Raw genomic sequence first — 20,935 nt, 5'->3', positions numbered from 1 at the left:
AAAGTGACCTCCCGTGCGCCTCGGTCCCCCGTGCACGGTGACGGACGGACGGACGAATCGAACCACCGGGTCAGCGGGCTGTCACGGCCTTTCCGCAGCCCGGGGCCGTCCCTAGACTCCGGGGAGGAGCGCCGGTCTGGGCGCCACCGACCGCGCCGGACGGGGAGGTGTCCGTGGTCGGACCGGAACCGGCGTCCGACGACGTCCCGCCGCCGATCGCCACCCCCGACCAGCGGCTGCGCGTCTTCGTCTCCTCGACGATCGAGGAGCTGGCCGAGGAGCGGCGCGCCGTCCGGACCGCGGTGACCCGGATGCGGCTGACCCCCGTCCTCTTCGAGCTCGGTGCCCGGCCGCACCCGCCGCGCGACCTCTACCGGGCCTACCTGGCGCAGAGCGACGTCTTCGTCGGCATCTACGGCGAGCACTACGGGTGGACCGCGCCGGGGATGACGATCTCGGGGCTGGAGGACGAGTTCGAGCTGTCGGCGGGCATGCCGCGGCTGCTCTACCTGCGCCGCGACGCGCCCGGCCGGGAGCCGCGGCTGACCGAGCTCATCACCCGCATCCAGGCCGAGGGCGGGGCCTCGACGACGCCGTACGAGGACCCCGAGCAGCTGGCCGAGCTGGTGGCCGACGACCTCGCCGTGCTGCTCACCGAGCGCTTTGCCGAGAAGGACGCGCCGCACCCGGGCCTGTCCTCCGGCTGGCTGCCCACCCCGCCCACGCCGATGGTCGACCGGGAGGCCGAGCTCGCGCTGGTCACCGGGATGCTCGCCGACCCCGCGGTGCGGCTGGTCACCCTCACCGGGCCGGGCGGCACCGGCAAGACCCGGCTGGCGCTGGCCGTCGCGGAGCGGGTGGTGCCCGACCGGGACGCCGTCTGGTGGATCGACCTCGCGCCGCTGCGCGACCCCCGGGAGGTGCCGGTCGCGGTCGCCGCGGCGCTGGGGGTGACCGCGGAGGGACGCCGTCCGCTGCTGGACCTGGTCGCCGAGCGACTGGCCGGGCTGCGCGTGCTGCTCGTGGTCGACAACGCCGAGCAGGTGCTGGACGCCGCGCCGTCGGCCGCGGCCCTGCTGGCCCGCTGCCCACACACCCAGCTGCTGGTCACCAGCCGCTCGGTGGTCGGACTGCGCGGCGAGCACGACGTGCCGCTGGGCCCGCTCGCCGTCCCCGACGCCGGTGAGGCGCGGCCCGACCGGGTCGGCGCGGCGCCCGCGGTCGAGCTGTTCGTCGCCCGCGCGCAGCAGGCCGCGCCGTCGTTCGCCGTGACACCGGAGAGCGCGGCGGCGGTCGCCGAGCTGGTGCGCCGGCTCGACGGGCTGCCGCTGGCCGTGGAGCTGGCCGCGGCGCGGGTGCGCGCCCTCCCGCCCGCGCTGCTGCTGCGCCGGCTCGGCCGGGCGCTGGACCTGCGCGCCGTGGACGTCGACGCGCCGGACCGGCAGCGCACCCTCCGGGACACCATCGCGTGGAGCCACGACCTGCTCAGCGAGGCCGAGCGCGCGCTGCTGGCCCGGCTGTCGGTGTGCGCCGGTGGGTGCACGCTGGACACCGCGGAGGCGGTCGGCGCCCGCGACGACGACCTCGACGTCGTCGACACCCTCTCGGAGCTCGTCGCACACAGCCTGGTCACCTCCAGCGACCCCGGCGCCGGTGAGCCACGCTTCCGGATGCTGGGACTGGTGCGCGCCTTCGCCGCCGAGCGGCTCCGCGAGCGGGGCGAGGAGGAGGCGACCAGGGAGCGGCTGGCCATGCACCTGGCCGACCTGAGCGCCGAGGCCGGCGCCGGCCTCTCCGGCCCGGAGCACGGGCTCTGGCTGGCCCGCCTGGAGGCCGAGGCCGCCGACCTGGAGGCGGCCCTGCGCTGGGCGGTGGACCACGACCGCGCCGAGCTCGCCGTCCGGCTGGCCGCGCCGCTGGCCCGCTGGTGGTGGGCGCGCGGGCTGCTCGCCGTCATGGCGGAGCTCGCCGAGCGGACCGCCGGCCTGCCCTCGGCCGCGCACCTCCCGCCGGACCTGGCCGGTCTGCTGCTGTGGGCGCGCGGCGCGACGCGGGTGGCCCTCGGCCGCGTCGAGGAGGCCCGGCCGCTGCTGGAGCGTCTGGTCGAGGACGCCCGGGCGCGCGGCGACCAGTGGCTGCTCGGCCACGGGCTCAACGGCCTGGCGATGACCCTGCCGCCCGGCGACGCCGAGCTCGCCCCGACCCTCGACGCGGCGGTCGCGGCGCTGCGGGCCAGCGGCGACACCTGGTCGGTGGCGTTCGCGCTGCTGTTCCGGGGTGCGGTCGCCGTGTTGGGCGACGCACCGGCCGAGGCGACCGGGCTGCACCGCGAGGCGCTGGACCTGGCCCGCACGATCGGCGACGAGCACCTGGCCGCCGCCTTCCACGACCAGCTGGCCCTCGACGCCCTGATGACCGGCGACCTGCCCACCGTGCGGGACAGCCTGGCCGAGGCCGCCGAGCTGCACCGGCAGCTGCGCGACCTGGAGGGGCTGGCCTACTGCCTCGACGGGCTGGCCGCGCTCGCCCTGGCCCTCGGTGAGCCGGCGATGGCCGCCCGGCTGGCCGGGTCGGCGGCTGCGGCCCGCCGTGAGCTCGGCGTCGCCGTCTGGCCGCCGCTGCAGCCCCTCGCCCGGCGGCTGTCCGACGCCATCGCCGAAGCGCTCGGCCCCGACGAGGACCGCCGCGAGCGGGCCGCCGGCGCCCGGCTGGACCCGTGGACGGCGCTGGACGAGGGGCTGGCGACGGTCCGGAAGGCGACGCCGGTCAGCGGAAGTCCTCCGGGCTGAACTCCCGGCGCTCGACCAGGACCAGCCAGTTGCCCGACTCGTCGCGCAGCACCGCCTCGACGCCGTAGGGCCGCTCGGCCGGCTCCTGCAGGAAGGTCACCCCCTTGGCCGAGAGCTCCTCGTAGGTCGCGCGGCAGTCGTCGACGGCCAGCCCGAGCCCGCCCATCGACCCCTTCTCCAGCTGGCCGCGGACGAACGCCGCGGCGTCGTCGTCCAGCGGCGGGCCCGGCGTCATCAGCGTGACCTCGAGCTCCGGCTGGCTGGGGTGGGCGACGGTGACCCAGCGGAAGCCCTCGCCCATGGTGAGGTCGGTGCGCGGCTCGAACCCCAGGACGTCGACGTAGAAGTCCCGGGCCTTGGTCTGGTCGAGGCAGTAGACGGTGACCAGCGAGATGTGGGTGATCATGCCGACGACGGTAGGGAGCGCCTGCGCCGTCCGGCTTCTCCCAGATTGCTCAGCGCGACCCGGTCGTCCCGGCGACGTCGACCACGCCGCGCATGAACAGGAAGCAGCCGGGCACGTGCGCGCCGCCGCGGGCCGCCCACCGGCCGCGGTAGGCCACCGGCGACTCCCCCACCAGCTGCCGGAACCGGGAGGAGAACGAGCCGAGGCTGGCGAAGCCGACGGCCATGCAGATCTCGGTCACGGTGAGGTTCGCCGAGCGGAGCAGGTCCTGGCCGCGCTCGACCCGCCGCCGGGTGAGGTAGCGGATCGGCGTCTCCCCGTAGGCGGCCTCGAAGCAGCGCACGAAGTGGTACTTCGACACCCCGGCCACCCGCGCCAGCCGGTCCAGGTCGAGGTCGTCGGCGAAGTGCCGGTCGATGTGGTCCCGGGCGCGGCGCAGGTGCACCAGCAGCTCGGCCGGGACGCCGCGGGACGCCGTCGCGGTCACCGCGCCGGCCCCGGCCCGGGGCCGCGCGCCCGGGAGCGCTCCCGCCGTGCCGCGGCGTAGGCCGGCGCGCGGAAGCGGGCCATCGGGCCGTCTGGCACCAGCCCCGGCGGCGGGTTCCGGACCGCGTCGAAGCGCACGTCGGGGTCGAGCGCGTCGACCGGACCGAGCAGCCGCAGCCGGGCGAAGGGCTGCCACGGCCCGCCGCCCCGGGCCACCGCGAGGGTGAACGCCGGACGGCGCCCGGCGACCGCGGCGGCCAGCGGCTCGGGTTCCGACGGGAGGGGGCCGGTCCCCGCCTCCGGCAGCGCGGCGAGCAGCAGCGTCCCGGCGGCGGAGCGGTAGCCCATGATCGAGGAGTAGACGGTCGCCGCGTCCCGCCGGGGGACGATCAGCCGCCGGGTGCGCCGGCCGCGGCCGGCGCTGGAGAGCAGCAGGTCCACCGGCCCGTCGGGGATTCGGACGGCGAGGCCGAGCGCGTCCGGGAGCGGCGCGGGCAGCCCCACGCTCCGGGACACCCGGACCACGACCCGCTGCTCCGCGGTCGCGGCCAGCCACGGCACGCCCCAGCCGTCCGGGCCGCCGGACCGCTCGAGGACGGCGTCGAGCACGACACCGCGAGGGTGCATCGGCTTCCCGCGCCGCCGGCGGGCCAGGGCACCGAGCGGGACGGCGGCAGCGCGTCCGGCCGTCCGGGGCAGGTCGGGCACGGGGTCCTCCTTCGCCGACGTCGACCGTCCCTTACCCGGTCGGGCACCACTTGCCCATCTGTGCTGATCCGACCGTGACGGGTGTGACCAGCGGGTCTGGGTCCGGCAGATCCTGTGCAATCGCCGGCTGCGGTCGGTCGGATCTGGCCCTGTGGCACGGAGCGGTCCGCCTCATATCGTCAGTACATGTTCACGACGCTCCTGGTTGTCGGCGGTGTCCTCGTCGGGCTCGTCGCCCTGCTCGCCCTCATCGTCAGCCTGAGCGCCCGCCCGACCACCTCCCGCGCTCCGGGTGCACCGGCCACCGGTACCGGGTGGGTGGCCGACACCGGCCGCAGCCACCCCGACGCCTGGGCGGCTCCCACGTCGGAGATCCCCGCGGTCCGCTGACCGCTCCTGGTTCCGGCGTCCCGGCGGCTGCGGGCAGCGCGCCGCCGGGACGCTCCGGGCGTGTGCGACGACGGACCGCGACGGTTCCCCTGTCCCGGAACGCCTCCGTACGTCATCATCGGACCGCGCCCGCCCGCTCACTCCGAGTGGGCCGGCCTCGGCGAGGTCGCAGATGGCACGGTCGGTCAGAGAACGCCGCCCCCACCCCCGTTGGCGCGCCGCCGGACTGCTGCTGGTGGTCCTGCCGCTGACCGGCGCCCTGGTCTCCGCGGTCCTCATGCCCTGGGTCATCGGGCCCGGGCTGGCCGCCAGCAGGTCGGCGTCGCTCCTGGAGCCGCTGCCGGTCGAGCTCACCGACGCCACCCCGCCCGGCAACACCGTCGTGCTCGCCGCGGACGGCTCGGTGATCACCTACTTCTTCCGGAACAACCGGACCCCGGTGGGGGCCGACCAGATCGCCGACGTCATGGAGCAGGCGCTGGTCGACATCGAGGACGAGCGCTTCTACGAGCACGGCGGGCTGGACCTCGAGGGCACCCTGCGCGCCCTGATGCGGAACCTGACCGCCGGAGCGGTGCAGGAGGGCGGGTCGACGATCACCCAGCAGCTGGTCAAGCAGACGCTGCTGCAGACCGCCACCACCCCCGAGGACCGGCAGGCGGCCACCGAGCAGAGCCTGGGCCGCAAGCTGCGCGAGGCCCGGCTGGCGATCGCACTGGAGGAGACGTACAGCAAGCCGGAGATCCTCACCCGCTACCTCAACATCGTCTACTTCGGCGAGGGCGCCTACGGCGTGCAGGCCGCCGCGCAGACGTACTTCGGCGTCAACGCCGCCGACCTCACCCTCCCGCAGGCGGCGATGCTGGCCGGCCTGGTGCAGACCCCGACGACCGACAGCCCGCTGGCCGACCCCGAGAAGGCCCGGCAACGGCGCAACGTCGTGCTCGAGCGCATGCACGCCCAGGGGCACATCACCGACCAGCAGCTGGCCGAGGTCTCGGCGCTGCCCGTGGAGACCGCCCCGGCGCCGGCACCGCCCAACGGCTGCGTCGACGCCGTGATCGGCGGCTTCTTCTGCGACTTCGTGCAGCGGCACGTGACCCAGGCGCTGGGCATCCCCCAGGACCGGCTGGAGGACGGCGGCCTGACCATCCGCACCACGCTCCGGCCGGACCTGCAGCGCTCCGGCGACGCTGCCGTGCTCGCCGCCCTCCCCCTGGGTGACCCGGTCGCCGCGGTCTTCACCGTGGTGGAGCCGGGCACCGGCAACGTGCTGGCCATGAGCTCCAACCGGGTCTTCGGCTTCGACGAGGCCGATCCGACCCAGGAGTCGGTCAACCTCAACGTGGCCGCCAGCAAGGGGTCCGGCTCGACCTACAAGGTGTTCGTGGCCGCATCCGCGCTTGAGCGCGGGATCCCGCCCTGGAACACCATCACGACGTCGAGCCCCTACACCTCCCGCGTGTACCGCAACGGCTTCGACCCCTACACGGTCGAGAACGTCGGCGACCTGCCGCCCACACTCACCATGGTGGAGGCGCTGGTCCGCTCCTCCAACACCTACTTCGTGGCCCTGGAGGACCAGCTCGGCAGCGTCGAGGGCCCGGTGCGCATGGCGCAGCGGATGGGCCTGTTCTCCCTCGACCCCGTCGCCGACCAGGTCGTGGCACAGAACCGCGGGTCCTTCACGCTGGGTCCGGAGGCGACCAGCCCGCTGGCGCTGGCCAGTGCCTACTCCACCCTCGGGGCGAACGGCACGCGGTGCGCGCCGGTACCGGTGGTCGACGTGCTCGACCGGTCCGGGCAGCCGCTGACCCGGGAGGACGGCGCGCCGGTGGGCAACGGCGCCTCCTGCACGCCCGACGCCGTCCCCCCGGCGGTGGCCACGACGCTCAACCAGATCCTCGTCGGCGGCTCGACGCTGCCGTACGGCACGGGACTGCGCGCGGCGATCCCCGGTCACCAGATCGCCACCAAGACCGGGACCGCCCAGGACCGGTCCTCCGTCGCCTTCGTCGGCTACACGCCGCGCTACGCCGGGAGCGTGATGCTGTTCAACCCCACGGCGAACGTGGACGTCGGCGGGTTCGGCGGCGGCCTCGCCGCGCCCATCTGGCGGAACGCGATGTTCCCCGTGCTGTCGGTGGAGCCGCCGGTGTTCTTCCCGCCGCCGGGCATCCCCCTGGGCCCGCCTCCGCCGGCACCCCCGCCGGCACCCCCGCCGGCACCCCCGCCGCCGAACGGCGGCAACTGACCCTCAGGCCCCGCTCATCAGCTCCGCGGCCCGCTCGCCGAGCATCACCGCGGTCGCGGCCGGCCCGCGCGAGGTCACCCGCGGCATGACCGAGGTGTCCACGACCCGCAGCCCCTCGACGCCGCGCACCCGCAGGTGCTGGTCGACCACGGCCCCGGGGTCGCCGTCCGGTCCCATCCGGGCGGTGCCGGAGAGGTGGACGGCGGTGGCCAGGTGCCGGGCGATCCAGCGGTCCAGCTCGCGGTCGTCGGCCAGGACGTCGTCGGGCAGGCCGGTCCGCTCGGCGACCAGCGGGGCCATGGACGGCGTGCGCAGCAGCTCGGCGCCCAGCCGCACCACCTCCCGCATCCGCCGCCGGTCGGACTCCTCGGTGAGGTAGCGGTACTCGATCCGCGGCTGCACGCCCGGGTCGGTCGAGGTCAGCGTCAGCCGGCCGCGGCTGTCCTCCCGCTGCAGCGCCACCCCGAGGAACATGTCGTCGCGGCGCCGCGCGGTGTCCAGCAGCCGGTGCAGCGAAGTGCCGCGCAGCGCGCGGAGGGTGGCCGCGGGCCGGCGCAGGACGGCACCCACTCCCGCCGCGGTGCCGCCCACCATCACCCGGCTGAACGGCTTGAGCCAGGGCAGCACCTCGAGGTCGCCGGAGGTGGCCGCGCCGTCCGAGGTGGCGTTGAGGACGCTGTGCAGCGGCGGCAGGTCGCGCGGCATCGGCAGCCGCCGCGCCGGCCGGTACGTGAGGTAGACGTCGGGGTGGTCGGTGCAGTCGGCGCCGACGCCGGGCAGGTCGGCGACCACGGCGATGCCGAGGGCGCGCAGCTGGTCGGCCGCCCCGATGCCGGAGAGCAGCAGCAGCTGCGGCGAGCCCACGGCGCCGGCGCTGAGCACCACCTCGCCGGCCCGCACGACGCCGTCCGCCGTCTCCACCCCCACCGCCCGGCCCGACTCGACGACGACGCGCCGCACGTGCACGCCGCCGCGCACGGTCAGCCCCGGGGAGCCGCGGCGCGGCGACAGGTAGGCCATCGCGGTGTTGGTCCGCACCCCGCGGACCACGTTGAACGGGATCGGCCCCCAGCCGGGCGCGGCGCCGGCGTTCTTGTCCGGTTCCGCGGGGAAGCCGAGCTCCTCGGTCGCCGCGCCGAACGCCTCGACCAGGGGGTGGCCGCCGCGCAGCCGGCCGACCGGCACCGGGCCGTCGGCGCCGTGACCGGGCCGGTCCCCGTAGTCCCGGTCGGCCTCCAGCCGCACGAAGGCGGGCAGCACCCGATCGGCGGACCACAGGTCGTTGCCGGCCGCGGCCCAGCCGTCGAAGTCCGCCGGCGTGCCGCGGATGAAGTAGCCGCCGTTGAGGGCGCTCGACCCGCCGACGACGCGCCCCCGCGGCACCGGGAACGTCAGCTCTCCGGTGAGGACGCCGGTGAGGTCCCAGTTCGCCGGGTGGCCGGGCACCGCGGCGCCCATCCGGGCGGCGTCGCGGAAGTCGGCGGGGAAGTCCTCGGGCCGGGCGTGGTCGGCGCCGGCCTCCAGCAGCAGCACCCGCCGGCCGGTGTCGGCGAGGCGGGCGGCCAGCGGGGCACCCGACGTGCCCGCCCCCACGACGACCACGTCCCACTCCGGCGTGGTCACAGGCCCAGGAGCTCCGGCAGGTCGAGCCGGCGCACCTTCCCGGTCGACGTCCGCGGCAGCTCGGCCACCCGGTGGAGGCTCTTGGGGCGCTTGGCCGGGCTCAGCCGCTCCCGCGCCCAGGAATCGAGCTCGCCGGGGTCCGCATCGCCCACGTAGGCGGCGACCACCCGCTGCCCCCACTGCTCGTCGGGCACGCCCACGACCGCGCTCTCCACCACCCCGGGGTGCGCGTCGAGGACGGCCTCAACCTCGGCCGGGTAGACGTTCACCCCGCCGGAGATCACCAGGTCCTCGCGGCGGCCGTCCAGCCACACGACGCCGTCGTCGTCCACCCGGCCGAGGTCGCCGACGGTGACGAGGTCCCCGCGCCAGGCCGCGGCGGTCTTCTCCGGCGCCCGCCAGTACTCGAACCGCGCCCACCGCGGCACCGCGCACCACAGCTGGCCGCGCTCGTCGGTCTCCAGCCGCCGGCCCGGACGGGCCCGGCCGACGCTGCCGGGGTGCGCCAGCCAGTCCTCCGGCGAGCAGACGGTGAACTGCGCCTCGGTCGAGCCGTAGAACTCCCAGACCGCGCCCTCGGGCAGCGCGGCGAGCACCGCTCGCTTCAGCGGCGCGGGGCAGGGCGCGCCGGCGTGCACGAGCCGCCGGAACGACGACCAGTCGACGGTCTCGGAGGGGCCATGGTGGCCACTTCGGCCCCCGAGGAGGCGGTGCAGGTGGGTGGGCACGCAGAACGTGGTCGTGGGCCGCAGCGCGCCGATCGCCTCCGCCGCGCGGGCGGCGTCGAACGGCCCGGGGAGCAGCACCTCCCCGCCGGCCAGCAGCGTGTGGACGGCGAACCGCAGCGGCGCGGAGTGGTGCAGCGGGGACAGCACCAGGTGCCGGTCGCCCGGGCCGAAGCCCCACAGGTCGATCTCCTCGGCGGCCAGCGCGCGGGCGTCGTCCTCGGCCAGCACGCCGGACCACACGCCCTTGCGCCGTCCGGTCGTCCCGGAGGTGTAGTGCATCGGCCGGGCCAGCGGCGCCTCGGCGACCTCGCCCTCCGCGGTGCCGGTCAGCAGCCGCGCCGGCTCGGCGCCGAGGTCCAGCCGCGGGTCGGCGTCCTCGGCGAGCGCGGCCCGCTCGGCGGCGGGGAGCGCGGGGTCGAGCACCACCGGGACGACGCCGGTGCGCAGCGCGCCCAGGACGACGGCCAGCAGCTCCGGCGAGGACGCGGCCGACACCAGCAGCCGGTCGCCGGCACGCAGGCCGGCGGCGGCCAGCGCCGCCGCCGCGCGGCGCTGGTCGCGCTCGCTGTCCGCGGCCCGGACGACGGCGACCCCGCTCACGCCAACCGCACCGGCCCGTCGAGCCGGCCCTCGACGCGCCCCTCGGCCAGCAGCTTGTCCAGGGTGGCGCGGGTCGACTGCGCGGCGGCCGGCCACACCTCGCGGGGCACCGCCGCGTAGACCTCGGCCACCAGCTCGTCGACCGTCCGCGGCCCCGTCCGCAGCGCGGCCAGCAGCTGCTCCTCCCGCATCGCCCGGTGCGCCAGGTAGAAGTCGAGAACCGCGCCGGGGTCCTCGGTGAGCTCCGGGCCGTGGCCGCAGTACAGCGCGCTCGGCCCCAGGTCGTGCACCCGGCGCAGCGACTCCAGGTAGGCCAGCACGTCGCCCTCGGGGTGGGTCACCACCGACGTCCCCCGGCCCAGCACGTGGTCGCCGACCAGCACCGCGCCCGACTCCAGCCGGAAGGCCAGGTGGTCGGCGGTGTGCCCGGGCGTGGGGACGACACCGACCGTCGTCCCGGCGAGGGTCAGCCGCTGCCCGGGCTCGAGCACGCGCCCACCGGGCCCCGCCACCTGCGGGTCCGCGGCGGCCACCTGCGCGCCGAGGCGGGCGCCCCACGGCAGCGCGGCCTCGGCGTGGTCGCCGTGGTGGTGGGTGACGAGCACGGCGACGCAGCGGGCGCCCCGCTCGGCCAGCGCGGCCTCCACGGCGGCCAGGTGGGCCGGGTCGTCCGGGCCGGGGTCGACGAGCGCGGCCTGCCCGCTGCCGGGCGCGCCCACCACGTAGGTGTTGGTCCCGTCGAGGGTCATCGGGGAGGGGTTGGGCGCCAGCACGCGGGTCACCAGCGGCTCGAGGTCGGCCGTGCGGGGCATGGCGCCGGGCGCCGGGAGGTCCCACGAGACGCGCGGGTCGGCCGGGATCTGCACGACCGGCACGCTAGCGGTGCCGGACGTCGGCCGCGGGAGCACCGGCGGGGAACGAGCGAGGAGCGGACGCGGGCCGATCGGTGACGCCTCCCCGCCCGGGCGCGGGTACCGGCTAGCGTGCCGCCATGCGAAAGCCCGCGACCCTGTTCCGCACGGCCGTCGCCGGAGCCGCTGCCGCCGTCCTGCTCACCGCCTGCGGCGGTTCCGGGGACGACGAGCCGGCGGCCACCTCCAGCGCGACGTCGTCGAGCCCGGCGACCTCCTCGTCCGCCGACCCGAGCGGGACCGCCGCGCCCGACCCGGCCGCCGCCGAGTTCTGTTCCCAGGTGACGACGGCGTTCGGGCAGCTCGAGTCCACCCTCGGCACCGCCACCGACGCGGAGGTGGCCGCGCGGCTGCCCGAGGTGATCTCCACGCTGGAGACGGTGGAGCCGCCGGCGGACATCGCGCCGGACTGGAACGGCATCCTCGACGCCCTGCGCCGGCTCGCCGACACCGCCGCCGGCCTGGACCTCAACACACCGGAGGGCCAGCAGCAGTTCAACGACGCCGAGGCCCAGGTGACCGCGGAGCTCGGCCAGGCCCAGACGAACCTGACCACCTACGTCGTCCAGAACTGCGCCCTCAGCACCCCGGCGCCGACGAGCTAGGGAAAGGACCCCCTGCCCCCACCGCTCGCAGGCTCGCGGCGGGACCCTGCAGGGGGCCTTCGTCAGCAGCCGCCGACGGTGACCCCGCGGGCCCGCAGCCACGGCACCGGGTCGATCTGACCGCCGTGCAGCGCCCCGCCGGGGTGCACCTCGAAGTGCAGGTGCGGGCCGGTGGACTGGCCGCGGTTGCCCACCTCGGCGATCTCCTCGCCGGCCGAGACCCGCTCGCCGGCGCTCACGAAGTAGCGGTTGACGTGGCCGTAGACGGTGACCGCGCCGTCGTCCCCGCGGATGTAGACCGCGTAGCCGAAGCCGGTGGCCGTCCCGGCCCGCTGGACCACGCCGGAGTGTGCTGCGTAGACCGGAGTCCCGATGGGCGCGGCGATGTCGACGCCGCCGTGCAGGGTGCCCCAGCGGAAGCCGTAGCAGCTCGACGTCCGGCCGGAGGTCGGCTTCACGTACGGGCCCGAGCCCCCGGAGGCTCCGCTGCTCGACGAGGACTGCCCGGAGGAGGACTCCCGCTCGACGGTGTTGCGGGCGGCGGCTGCGGCAGCGGCGGCCTCGGCGGCCGCGCGACGGGCGGCCTCGGCGGCGGCGGCTTCCTCGGCGGCCTTCTGCTGCTCCCACTGCTGGTAGGCGTTCCGCGCGCCCTGCAGCTCCAGCAGCCGGATCTGCGCGGCCTGCAGCTGCTGGTCGTAGCTGGCCTTCTGCGCGGCGACCTGGTCGTAGGCGGCCTGCTGAGCGGCCAGCTGGCTGTCCGCGGCGGCCTTGGCCGCCTCGGCCTCGGCCTCGGCGGCGGCCATCTGGTCGCGGGCGGCGCGGGCGCTGGAGTCGGCGTTGGCCTGCTGCACGCGGGCGACCTCGAGCTGGCCGAGGACGTCGACCTGGTTGGCGGAGACGAAGTCGAGCATGGCGGCGCGCTGGACCAGCTCGGCCGGCCCCTCGGCGTCGAGCAGCACCGCAGCGGTGGAGAGCGAGCTGCCGTTCATGTAGCTGTCGCGGGAGAAGCCGGCGATCCGGGACAGGGCGGCGTCGACGGCCGCGGCGGCGACCTGCAGCTCCGCCGCCGTCCGCTCCGCCTCGGCCTGCGCGGTGACGAGGGCCTCCTCGGCGACGAGGTAGGCGACGCCGGCGGCTTCGGCCTGGTGACCCACCCGCTCGAGCTCCCCCTCGGCGGTGGCGACCAGCGCGGCGATCCGGCCCACCTCGGCGGCCGCGGCGTCCTGCGCGGACTGCGCCTGCCCGAGGTCGCTGTCGGTGGGGTTGGGCGGCGGCGCGGGGACCGCACCGGCGGGCGCGGCCGAGCCGAACAGGACGGCTCCGGTCACCGCTCCGGCGAGCAGGGCCCGCACCGCGGTGGCGCGCGTCCGAGAGCGGCGCGCGGCGGCCGGAGAGGCCTCCGCTCCGCGTCGGCGGGCACGGCAGTGCAGCATGTCGCTCCCTGGGGAAGAGGGGTGCGTGGGGGCTGGCGCAGCGTCGCATCGTCACATCGAGTAACAAAGGCAACACGCGGCACGGTTGTCACACCGTGCTCACGGGAGCGCCCGCTCCCCTCCTGTCCCTTCAGTTCTCGTCACCCCGAGGGGTGACCTTGAGGGCAGGCGAGCGGGTTTCTCGGCAGGCCACCCCGGCGCCGCCGGCGGTGCGGCGGGGCACACGCGCTCAGCGGGTACCGGCGGAGGCGAGGTCGGCGATCGCGTCGACGTTCGAGGCGTCGACGATGCCCGGCCCGGTGAGGACCGGCCGGCCGCCGCCGACGGTGTTGAGGTTCTCCGCGTAGAGCGTGAGCATCACGATCGGCAGGTAGCCCTGCTCGTACTGCTGCTGGTCGACGGCGAAGGAGATGTCCCCGGCCTGGATGCCGCGGATGACGTCCTGGTTCAGGTCGAAGGTGGCGATCTGCGCGTCGGACCCCGCGTCGGACGCTGCGGCGACGGCCACCGCGGCGACGGCGGAGTTCAGCGTGAGGACGCCGTCGATGCCCGCGTCGGTCTGCAGCTGCGAGGTGATCGCCGACCGCGCCGTCTCCAGGTCGTTGATGTCCACCTCCAGGAGGACCGGCTCCCGGCCCAGGCCCTCGGCCGCGCCGGCGCACCGCTGCTCCAGCCCGACGTTGCCGGCCTCGTGGACCACGCAGAGCACGTCGTGCGCCCCGTCGGCGGCCAGCCGCCGGCCAGCGCCGCGGCCGGCGATCGCCTCGTCCTGGCCGACGTGGCCGATCGCGCCGAACTCCGCCGACCGCTCCCCGCCGGAGTTGATCGTGACCACCGGGATCCCGGCCTCGACGGCGGCGGCGATGGAGTCGTGCAGCGCGTCGGGGTTGGCCATCGAGACGACCAGGCCGTCGACGTCCTGGTTGACCGCGGCGTCGACGAGCTGCGACTGGCGCTGGGGGTCGCCGTCGCCCTGGTAGTCCACGGAGACGCCGAGGTCCTCGCCGGCGGCGTCGGCACCGTTCTGCACGACGTCCCAGAAGGCGTCTCCGGCCGAGCCGTGGGTGACCACCGAGATCGTGAGGTCGCGGTCCCCGCTGTCCTCGCTCCCGCCCCCGCTGCCGTCGTCGGTCGAGCAGGCGACCAGCAGCAGCGGCGCGGCGACGGCGAGAGCCAGCAGTCGCTGGGGAGCAGCCATGGTCGACCCCCGGGAGCCGTCGGGGTGTGCGATCCCAGGATCATGCCCGCCCGCCGGCGGGGCCGGGCGGGAGGCCTGCGTCCCGGGCCCCGGGCGACGGACCCCGATCTAGGCTCGCCGCGTGGACGTTCTCGGCTCCGGGCACGAACAGGTCGTCTTCTGCTCCGACCCCGGGTCCGGGCTCCGCGCGATCATCGCGATCTACTCCACCGCGCTCGGGCCGGCGCTGGGCGGGACGCGCTTCTACCCCTACCCCAGCGAGGAGGCCGCGGTCGCCGACGCCCTCGCCCTGTCCAGGGCGATGGCCTACAAGAACAGCCTCGCCGGGCTGGACCTCGGCGGCGGCAAGGCGGTCATCATCGGCGACCCGCACACCGACAAGACCGAGGCGCTGCTGCGCGCCTACGGCCGCTTCGTCGAGGCCCTGGGCGGCCGCTACCTGACCGCGTGCGACGTCGGCACCTACAACGCCGATCTCGACGTCGTCGCCCGCGAGACCCGCTTCGCGCACGGCCGGTCGGAGGCCAACGGCGGCTGCGGCGACTCCTCGGTGCTCACCGCCTTCGGCGTCTTCCAGGGCATGCGGGCCGCCGCGCAGCACCGCTGGGGCAAGCCGTCGCTGGCCGGGCGGACCGTCGCGGTGGCCGGCGTCGGCAAGGTGGGCAGCTGGCTGGTCGACCGGCTCGTCGAGGACGGTACCGACGTGGTCGTCACCGACGTCGACGCCGGCGCCGTGGAGCGGGTGCAGGCCCGCCACCCGGCCGTGGACGCCGTCGCCGACACCGCGACGCTGGTGCGCACGCCGTCCGACGTCTACGCCCCCTGCGCGCTCGGCGGCGCCCTCGACGACGAGACGGTCGCGGTGCTCGAGGCCGAGGTCGTCTGCGGCGGGGCGAACAACCAGCTGGCCCACGACGGCATCCCCGACCAGCTCACGCGGCGCGGCATCCTCTACGCGCCCGACTACCTGGTCAACGCCGGCGGGGTGATCCAGGTCGAGGACGAGCGGCACGGCTTCTCGTTCCCCCGCGCCGAGGCCCGGGCCGCCGGCATCTTCGACGTCGCCCTCCGGGTGTTCCGCACCGCCGAGGAGCAGGGCGTCTCCCCCGCCGTCGCCGCCGACCGGCTCGCGGAGGAGCGGATGCGGTCGGTGGGCCGGCTGGCCCAGATCCGGCTGCCGCGCTGAGCGCCGAGGCCGTTCGCCCCTGGCCCCGGCACGGGGGACCCACGAGGCTGGGCGCGGTCCCGCCGCAGGCGCGGGCCCGGCCCGGGACGCGCTGCTCGCGACGGCGCCCGGCGCCTCGCCGTCGATGTGGACGGGGGCGCCCGGACGGCTGAGGAGGTCGTCATGGGACAGGCACGCGAGATCGCGGACCGCATGACCGAGGCGATCGTGCGCGGGGACGCCGATGCCCTGCGCGGGCTGTACGCACCCGACGCGGTCGCCGACCGGCCGGAGGGACCCCGGCTCGAGGGCGCCGACGCGATCACCGACTACCTGTTGGGCTTCCGGCGCGGGTTCCCGGACATGTCGTGGGAGAACGGCCGGCAGTTCGAGAGCGGCGACACCGCCATCGACGAGGGCTACATCGTCGGGACGCACACGGCGACGCTCACCTCACCGGAAGGTGAGCTGCCCGCCACGGGCAAGGCCATCCGGGTCCGCGAGTGCGACATCGTCACCGTGCGGGGCGGCGTGGCGGTGGAGCACCACTTCTACTACGACCAGCTGGACCTCCTCACCCAGCTGGGACTCGCCGGGTCCGACACGGCCGGCGCAACGGTGCCCGGGCCGCGGGCGGCCACCGACCAGGCACGGGCCGGGTCGACCCGCTGACACCCGGACGGACGGGTCCGGCGGCGCTCGCGGCCCCCTGACGAGGGACAGCGGGGGGAGACCCGTGCCCGCCGTCGATCCGTGTCGTAAGCTCGCTGGAGACACAATCACTCAGTCGGGGTCGCCACGCGGGCCGTCCAGCCCGGAGCTGGGCTCCCGTACTCCGTAACGAGGGGGTCGAGCCGATGGGGCGCGGCCGAGCGAAGGCCAAGCAGACACGCGTGGCCCGTGAGCTCAAGTACAGCTCACCGAACACCGACCTCTCCGCGCTCCAGCGCGAGCTGGCCGGTTCACCATCGACGTCGTACACCGCTCCTCACCGGGCGACCGACGACGACGAGGACGACGACGAGTACACCGACCGCTGGGCGGACGACGACACGGACGACGACTGGGCAGCCAGCCGTTGATCCGCGCCTGACGCGCGCGGTCTGAGGCGACGACACCGCGACTCCCTCCGGGGAGCCGCGGTGTCGTCGCACGTCCCCAGCCGTCCACGTGGCCACGTCCCGAGGCTCGCGCCGAGCGTGCGAGGCGTGAGGACGGGGTCCTCTCTCAGCGGTAGGAGCCGACCAGGGAGGCGGCGGCGTCCCCGCTGCGGGGGCCCACGGTGCCGGCGACCCAGGCGGGCACGCCGCGACCGGTGAGGGTGGCCACGACGCCGTCAGCGGCCTCGGGGGCGACGACGGCGACCATCCCGACGCCGCAGTTGAACGCCCGCTCGGACTCCGCGCGGGGCACGCCGTGCTCCTCGAGCAGCGAGACGGCGGCCGGCAGCGCCCACGTGCCGCGGTCGAGCACCGCGGCCAGCCCGTCCGGGACGACGCGGGCGGTGTTGCCCGCCAGCCCGCCGCCGGTGATGTGCGCGTAGGCGTGCACGCCCTCGACGCCGAACTCGGCGACCAGCGCCAGGCAGTCCAGCGCGTAGATGCGGGTGGGCTCGAGCAGCTCCTCGCCCAGCGGCCGGTCCAGCCCGGCCGGCGTCGCGGCCAGGTCCAGGCCCGCGGCGGCGACCACCTTCCGCACCAGCGAGTAGCCGTTGGAGTGGAACCCGGAGGACGCCATCGCCACGACGACGTCGCCGTCGCGCACCCGCTCGGGGCCCAGCACCGCGTCGGCCTCCACGACGCCCACCGCGGTCGCGGCGAGGTCGTAGTCGTCGGGCGCCATGAGGTCCCCGTGCTCGGCGGTCTCGCCGCCGACCAGGGCCGCGCCGGCCTGCGTGCAGCCGGTGGCGATGCCGGTGACGATCGCGGCGATCCGCTCGGGGACCACCCGGCCGCAGGCGACGTAGTCCTGGAGGAACAGCGGCTCGGCCCCGCAGGCGACCAGGTCGTCCACGACCATCGCGACCAGGTCGATGCCGACGGTGTCGTGCCGGTCCAGCGCGCGGGCCACGGCGATCTTGGTGCCCACCCCGTCGGTCGAGGAGGCCAGCAGCGGACGCCGGTACGTGGTCGTGTCGAGGGCGAACAGGCCGGCGAACCCGCCGAGGCCGCCCACGACCTCGGGCCGGTTGGTCTTCTCGACCGCCGTCCGCATGAGCGTGACGGCCCGCTCGCCTGCGTCGATGTCGACGCCGGAGGCGGCGTAGGTGAACTCGCCGTCCACGGCAGGGCTCACGGGCGGGTGAGCGCGTCGTCGGCACCGCCGGGCACGGTGGCGCTGCCGGCCTGCTGGCCGGTCCAGCCGCTGACCGCGCGGGTGCCGTCGACCCGACGCTCGATGCCCTCGAGCACGTGCTTGCCCAGCACCTCGCTCTCCCCGAGGGAGATCGGGTACTGGCCGGTGAAGCAGGCGGTGCACAGCCGGTTGACCGGCTGCTCGGTGGCCGCGATCAGGCCCTGCTCGGAGACGTAGCCCAGCGAGTCGGCGTTGATCGAGGCGCGCACGCCGTCGACGTCCAGGCCGTTGGCGATGAGCTCGGCGCGGCTGGCGAAGTCGATGCCGTAGAAGCAGGGCCACTTCACCGGCGGCGAGGAGATCCGCACGTGCACCTCGAGGGCGCCGGACTCGCGCAGCATGCGGATCAGGGCCCGCTGGGTGTTGCCGCGCACGATCGAGTCGTCGACGACGACCAGCCGCTTTCCGCGGATGACGTCGCGCAGCGGGTTGAGCTTGAGCCGGATGCCGAGCTGCCGGATGGTCTGCGACGGCTGGATGAACGTGCGGCCGACGTAGGAGTTCTTGACCAGGCCCAGGCCGTAGGGGATGCCGGAGGCCTCGGCGTACCCGACCGCGGCGGGGGTGCCGGACTCGGGGACGGGGATCACCAGGTCGGCGTCGGCCGGGTGCTCCTTGGCCAGCCGACGGCCGATCTCCACCCGGGCGGCGTGCACGCCGCGGCCGCTGATCGTGGTGTCGGGGCGGGCCAGGTAGACGTACTCGAAGACGCAGCCCTTCGGCTGCGCCGCGGCGAAGTGCTGGCTGCGCAGGCCGTCCTCGTCGATCGCGATGAGCTCACCGGGCTCGACCTCGCGCACGACGGAGGCGCCGACGATGTCCAGGGCCGCGGTCTCGCTGGCGACCACCCAGCCGCGCTCCAGCCGGCCCAGCACCAGCGGGCGCACGCCCTGCGGGTCGCGGGCGGCGTAGAGCGTGGTCTCGTCCATGAAGGTGAAGCTGAAGGCGCCGCGCAGCTGCGGCAGCACCTCCATCGCCGCGGCCTCCACCGAGAGGTCCGGCCGGGCGGCGATCAGCGCCGTCACCAGGTCGGAGTCGGTCGTGGAGGCGAAGGCGCCCGGCACACCGGCGTCGGCGGCCCGGCTGGCCAGCTCGGCGGTGTTCACCAGGTTGCCGTTGTGGCACAGCGCCAGGCCGGTGCCGGCGTCCGTCGTCCGGAACGTCGGCTGGGCGTTCTCCCACGTCGAGGCGCCGGTCGTGGAGTACCGGGTGTGGCCGACGGCGAGGTGGCCGCGCAGGCTGCCCAGCGTCGCCTCGTCGAAGACCTGGCTGACCAGCCCGAGGTCCTTGTAGACGACCACCGAGGCGCCGTCGGAGACTGCGATCCCGGCGGCCTCCTGACCACGGTGCTGCAGGGCATAGAGACCGAAGTAGGTCAGCTTCGCGACCTCCTCCCCCGGCGCCCAGACCCCGAAGACGCCGCAGGCGTCCTGGGGACCGGGAGAGTGGGGGTCGAGGTCGTGCGTCAGCCGTCCGTCACCGCGTGGCACGCAGACCACGGTACCGGGGCGGGCTCCGTTCCCGCGGCGCCCCACGGTGACCGTGCCCACGTTCCGCGGTCCGAGGGGTCGTCACGGCCGGGAACCAGGACGGCGACCGGCGCGTTGACCCCCAGCCCGTGCCCCGCCGATCCGGAGGTGTCCGTGCCGGTCGCCCTCACCACCCTGCCCTCCGTCGCGGACCAGGCCGAGCGGCTCGTCGCCGTCGGGGCGCACGAGGTCGCGGGGGTCTCCGCCGCGGACCTGCGCGAGGTCGCGGCGGCCGCGCGCGACCGGTGCGGGCTGCTCGTCCTGCACCCCGACCGGGCGCCCGCCTCGGCGCTGGCGCCGTTGCTGGAGGTGCGGGGCCGCCGCGGCTTCGTCGTCGGCGACATGACCGACGTCGACGCGTTCGCCCCCATCGCGGACGTGGACCTGCCCCCTGGCCCGGTCTACCTCGTCGAGGGGCTCGACCGCGGGGACGCCATGGCGAACTGGAGCCCGGACGAGGCCCTGCCGGCGGTCACCGGTGCCGGCCGGACGCCGCTGACCCTCGGGGAGGGCGTGCAGTGGGTCCTGCAGGCCCCCGAGGTCCTCGACCGCAACCACTGCTTCATGACGATCGGCTCCCGGCGGCGCAGGCCGAACGGCACGCTCGACGCCCGGACGCCGGCGCTCTGGCTCAGCAACGGGACCGGCCGCGACGGCCGCGAGCGGCGGGACGCGCCCAAGGTCGGCTGGTGCTGGGCCGGCAACCGGCACACGTGGCTGGGCTTCGCCTCCGCCCAGCGCCGTGTGCCGGTTGCCTGAACCTCAGTTGATGTTGTCGACCTCGGCGGCGACGGTGGTGTCGTCGCCGTGGCCGGTCTTCACCACGGTGTCGCCCTGCAGCGTGAGCAACCGCGACCGGATCGAGCTCAGGATCGTCGGCTTGTCGCTGTAGGAGCGCCCGGTGGCGCCGGGGCCGCCGCAGAACAGCGTGTCCCCGGTGAACACCGTGTTGAGGTCGGGCGCGTGCAGGCAGGTGCTGCCCGGCGAGTGGCCGGGGGTGTGCAGCGCCGTCAGCGTCGTCCCGGCCACCTCGAAGCGGGTGCCCTCGGCCAGCTCGGAGTCGGGGGCCGCGTCGGGGTGGACGACGTCCCAGAGCATCCGGTCGGCCGGGTTGAACCAGATCGGCGCGCCGGTGGCCTCGCGGAGGTCGACCGCGGCGGTGATGTGGTCGTTGTGCCCGTGGGTGAGCACGATCGCCGTGACCGTGCGCCCGCCGATCGCTTCGACGATCGGCTCGGCGCGGTGCGGGGCGTCGATGACGAGCACCTCGCTGTCGTCGCCGACCAGCCAGACGTTGTTGTCGACGTCGAAGTCCTGACCGTCGAGGCTGAAGACCCCGCTGACGACGGTCTTGTCGATCCTCGCCGTCACTTGAAGACCACGACCGACCGCAGCACGTCGCCGTGGTGCATCTTCTCGAAGGCGGACTCGACGTCGTCGATGCCGATGGTCTCCGAGACGAAGGCGTCGAGGTCGAAGCGGCCCTGCAGGTACAGGTCGACCAGCATCGGGAAGTCGCGGGAGGGCAGGCAGTCGCCGTACCAGGAGGACTTCAGCGCACCGCCGCGGCCGAAGATCTCGATCAGCGGCAGCTCGATCGTCATGTCCGGGGTGGGGACACCCACCAGGACGACGCGGCCGGCCAGGTCGCGGGCGTAGAAGGCCTGCTCGAACACCGCCGGGTGGCCGACGGCGTCGATCGCGACGTCGACCCCGAAGCCGCCGGTGTGGCCCTTGATCGCCTCGACGGCGTCG

20 protein-coding genes are annotated in these 20,935 nt (G+C 75.7%); 8 read left to right on the top strand and 12 right to left on the bottom strand.

The features are described from left to right. The first annotated feature begins 173 nt into the window (after window positions 1–173). Window positions 174–2,789, top strand: a complete 2,616-nt coding sequence (locus MY526_RS04960; protein WP_436690285.1) for an ATP-binding protein — start codon at window positions 174–176, stop codon at window positions 2,787–2,789. Here MY526_RS04960 and MY526_RS04955 read toward each other — a convergent pair. Genes MY526_RS04955 through MY526_RS04945 form a run of 3 tightly spaced genes read right to left on the bottom strand, consistent with a single transcriptional unit; the run spans window position 2,767 to window position 4,389 of the window. Further along, complete coding sequence (locus tag MY526_RS04955) at window positions 2,767–3,195, bottom strand: VOC family protein (RefSeq protein ID WP_436690287.1); 429 nt, start codon at window positions 3,193–3,195, stop codon at window positions 2,767–2,769. The genes MY526_RS04960 and MY526_RS04955 overlap by 23 nt on opposite strands. Before the next feature lie 49 nt (window positions 3,196–3,244). Further along, on the bottom strand, window positions 3,245–3,682 hold the full coding sequence (locus MY526_RS04950) for a helix-turn-helix domain-containing protein (protein WP_436703384.1): 438 nt from the start codon (window positions 3,680–3,682) through the stop codon (window positions 3,245–3,247). Next, entirely contained in the window at window positions 3,679–4,389 is a 711-nt protein-coding gene (locus MY526_RS04945; RefSeq protein ID WP_436690291.1) for a phosphodiesterase, read from the bottom strand. The genes MY526_RS04950 and MY526_RS04945 overlap by 4 nt, the downstream gene beginning before the upstream one ends. A 186-nt stretch (window positions 4,390–4,575) precedes the next feature. Here MY526_RS04945 and MY526_RS04940 point away from each other — a divergent pair, with 186 nt between their 5' ends. Together MY526_RS04940 and MY526_RS04935 are read left to right on the top strand one after the other, a co-directional pair. Further along, window positions 4,576–4,779 (top strand): hypothetical protein, encoded by a 204-nt coding sequence (locus MY526_RS04940; RefSeq protein ID WP_436690293.1) that lies wholly within the window; start codon window positions 4,576–4,578, stop codon window positions 4,777–4,779. 172 nt (window positions 4,780–4,951) lie between these two features. Then, entirely contained in the window at window positions 4,952–7,033 is a 2,082-nt protein-coding gene (locus MY526_RS04935) for a transglycosylase domain-containing protein (protein ID WP_436703383.1), read from the top strand. 3 nt (window positions 7,034–7,036) lie between these two features. On the opposite strand, the gene MY526_RS04930 is transcribed toward MY526_RS04935, so the two are convergent. Genes MY526_RS04930 through MY526_RS04920 form a run of 3 tightly spaced genes read right to left on the bottom strand, consistent with a single transcriptional unit; the run spans window position 7,037 to window position 10,850 of the window. Further along, on the bottom strand, window positions 7,037–8,656 hold the full coding sequence (locus tag MY526_RS04930) for a GMC family oxidoreductase (RefSeq protein WP_436703382.1): 1,620 nt from the start codon (window positions 8,654–8,656) through the stop codon (window positions 7,037–7,039). Beyond that, window positions 8,653–9,984, bottom strand: coding sequence for a class I adenylate-forming enzyme family protein (locus tag MY526_RS04925; RefSeq protein WP_436690299.1), 1,332 nt, complete (start codon window positions 9,982–9,984; stop codon window positions 8,653–8,655). Before MY526_RS04925 ends, MY526_RS04930 begins: the two co-directional genes overlap by 4 nt. Continuing rightward, window positions 9,981–10,850: an MBL fold metallo-hydrolase gene (locus tag MY526_RS04920; protein ID WP_436703381.1), complete on the bottom strand. Its 870-nt coding sequence runs from the start codon at window positions 10,848–10,850 to the stop codon at window positions 9,981–9,983. The genes MY526_RS04925 and MY526_RS04920 overlap by 4 nt, the downstream gene beginning before the upstream one ends. Window positions 10,851–10,975: 125 nt before the next feature. On the opposite strand from MY526_RS04920, the gene MY526_RS04915 reads away from it, so the two are divergent. Then, the gene (locus MY526_RS04915; protein ID WP_436690303.1) at window positions 10,976–11,500 is read left to right on the top strand and encodes a hypothetical protein; all 525 of its coding nucleotides are present in this window, start codon (window positions 10,976–10,978) and stop codon (window positions 11,498–11,500) included. Between the two features lie 62 nt (window positions 11,501–11,562). Here MY526_RS04915 and MY526_RS04910 read toward each other — a convergent pair whose 3' ends face one another. Then, window positions 11,563–12,828, bottom strand: a complete 1,266-nt coding sequence (locus MY526_RS04910; RefSeq protein WP_436703380.1) for a M23 family metallopeptidase — start codon at window positions 12,826–12,828, stop codon at window positions 11,563–11,565. Between the two features lie 334 nt (window positions 12,829–13,162). Beyond that, window positions 13,163–14,131 (bottom strand): sugar ABC transporter substrate-binding protein, encoded by a 969-nt coding sequence (locus tag MY526_RS04905; RefSeq protein WP_436703379.1) that lies wholly within the window; start codon window positions 14,129–14,131, stop codon window positions 13,163–13,165. Window positions 14,132–14,252: 121 nt separating this feature from the next. Between MY526_RS04905 and MY526_RS04900 the strand changes: the two genes are divergently transcribed. The 3 genes from MY526_RS04900 to MY526_RS04890 all read left to right on the top strand — a co-directional run bounded on the left by MY526_RS04900 (window position 14,253) and on the right by MY526_RS04890 (window position 16,378). After that, entirely contained in the window at window positions 14,253–15,317 is a 1,065-nt protein-coding gene (locus tag MY526_RS04900) for a Glu/Leu/Phe/Val family dehydrogenase (protein WP_436703378.1), read from the top strand. A gap of 162 nt (window positions 15,318–15,479) precedes the next feature. Further along, complete coding sequence (locus tag MY526_RS04895; RefSeq protein WP_436703377.1) at window positions 15,480–15,968, top strand: ester cyclase; 489 nt, start codon at window positions 15,480–15,482, stop codon at window positions 15,966–15,968. A 185-nt stretch (window positions 15,969–16,153) separates the two neighbouring features. Further along, window positions 16,154–16,378, top strand: a complete 225-nt coding sequence (locus MY526_RS04890; RefSeq protein ID WP_436690313.1) for a DUF3073 domain-containing protein — start codon at window positions 16,154–16,156, stop codon at window positions 16,376–16,378. 145 nt (window positions 16,379–16,523) lie between these two features. Here MY526_RS04890 and purM read toward each other — a convergent pair whose 3' ends face one another. Both purM and purF read right to left on the bottom strand, forming a co-directional pair. After that, a complete protein-coding gene (gene purM, locus MY526_RS04885; RefSeq protein WP_436703376.1) occupies window positions 16,524–17,591 on the bottom strand; it encodes a phosphoribosylformylglycinamidine cyclo-ligase in 1,068 nt (355 codons plus the stop codon). After that, window positions 17,588–19,141: an amidophosphoribosyltransferase gene (gene purF, locus MY526_RS04880; protein ID WP_436703375.1), complete on the bottom strand. Its 1,554-nt coding sequence runs from the start codon at window positions 19,139–19,141 to the stop codon at window positions 17,588–17,590. Before purF ends, purM begins: the two co-directional genes overlap by 4 nt. A gap of 153 nt (window positions 19,142–19,294) precedes the next feature. Here purF and MY526_RS04875 point away from each other — a divergent pair, with 153 nt between their 5' ends. Continuing rightward, window positions 19,295–19,939 carry a DUF5701 family protein gene (locus MY526_RS04875; protein WP_436703374.1) on the top strand — a complete coding sequence of 215 codons (645 nt, stop codon included), beginning with the start codon at window positions 19,295–19,297 and terminating at the stop codon, window positions 19,937–19,939. A 3-nt stretch (window positions 19,940–19,942) separates the two neighbouring features. Here MY526_RS04875 and MY526_RS04870 read toward each other — a convergent pair whose 3' ends face one another. Both MY526_RS04870 and MY526_RS04865 read right to left on the bottom strand, forming a co-directional pair. Further along, window positions 19,943–20,551 carry an MBL fold metallo-hydrolase gene (locus MY526_RS04870; protein WP_436703373.1) on the bottom strand — a complete coding sequence of 203 codons (609 nt, stop codon included), beginning with the start codon at window positions 20,549–20,551 and terminating at the stop codon, window positions 19,943–19,945. Beyond that, a partial coding sequence (locus tag MY526_RS04865; RefSeq protein ID WP_436703372.1) for a zinc-binding dehydrogenase occupies window positions 20,548–20,935 on the bottom strand: 388 nt, incomplete at its 5' end. The genes MY526_RS04870 and MY526_RS04865, both read right to left, overlap by 4 nt.

Origin of the sequence: Geodermatophilus sp. CPCC 205761 (genome assembly GCF_051383655.1) — a bacterium.
Taxonomy (GTDB): Bacteria; Actinomycetota; Actinomycetes; order Mycobacteriales; family Geodermatophilaceae; genus Geodermatophilus.
The sequence above is the reverse complement of the archived record's forward strand: the minus strand, read 5'-3'. Positions and strand labels throughout refer to the sequence as shown.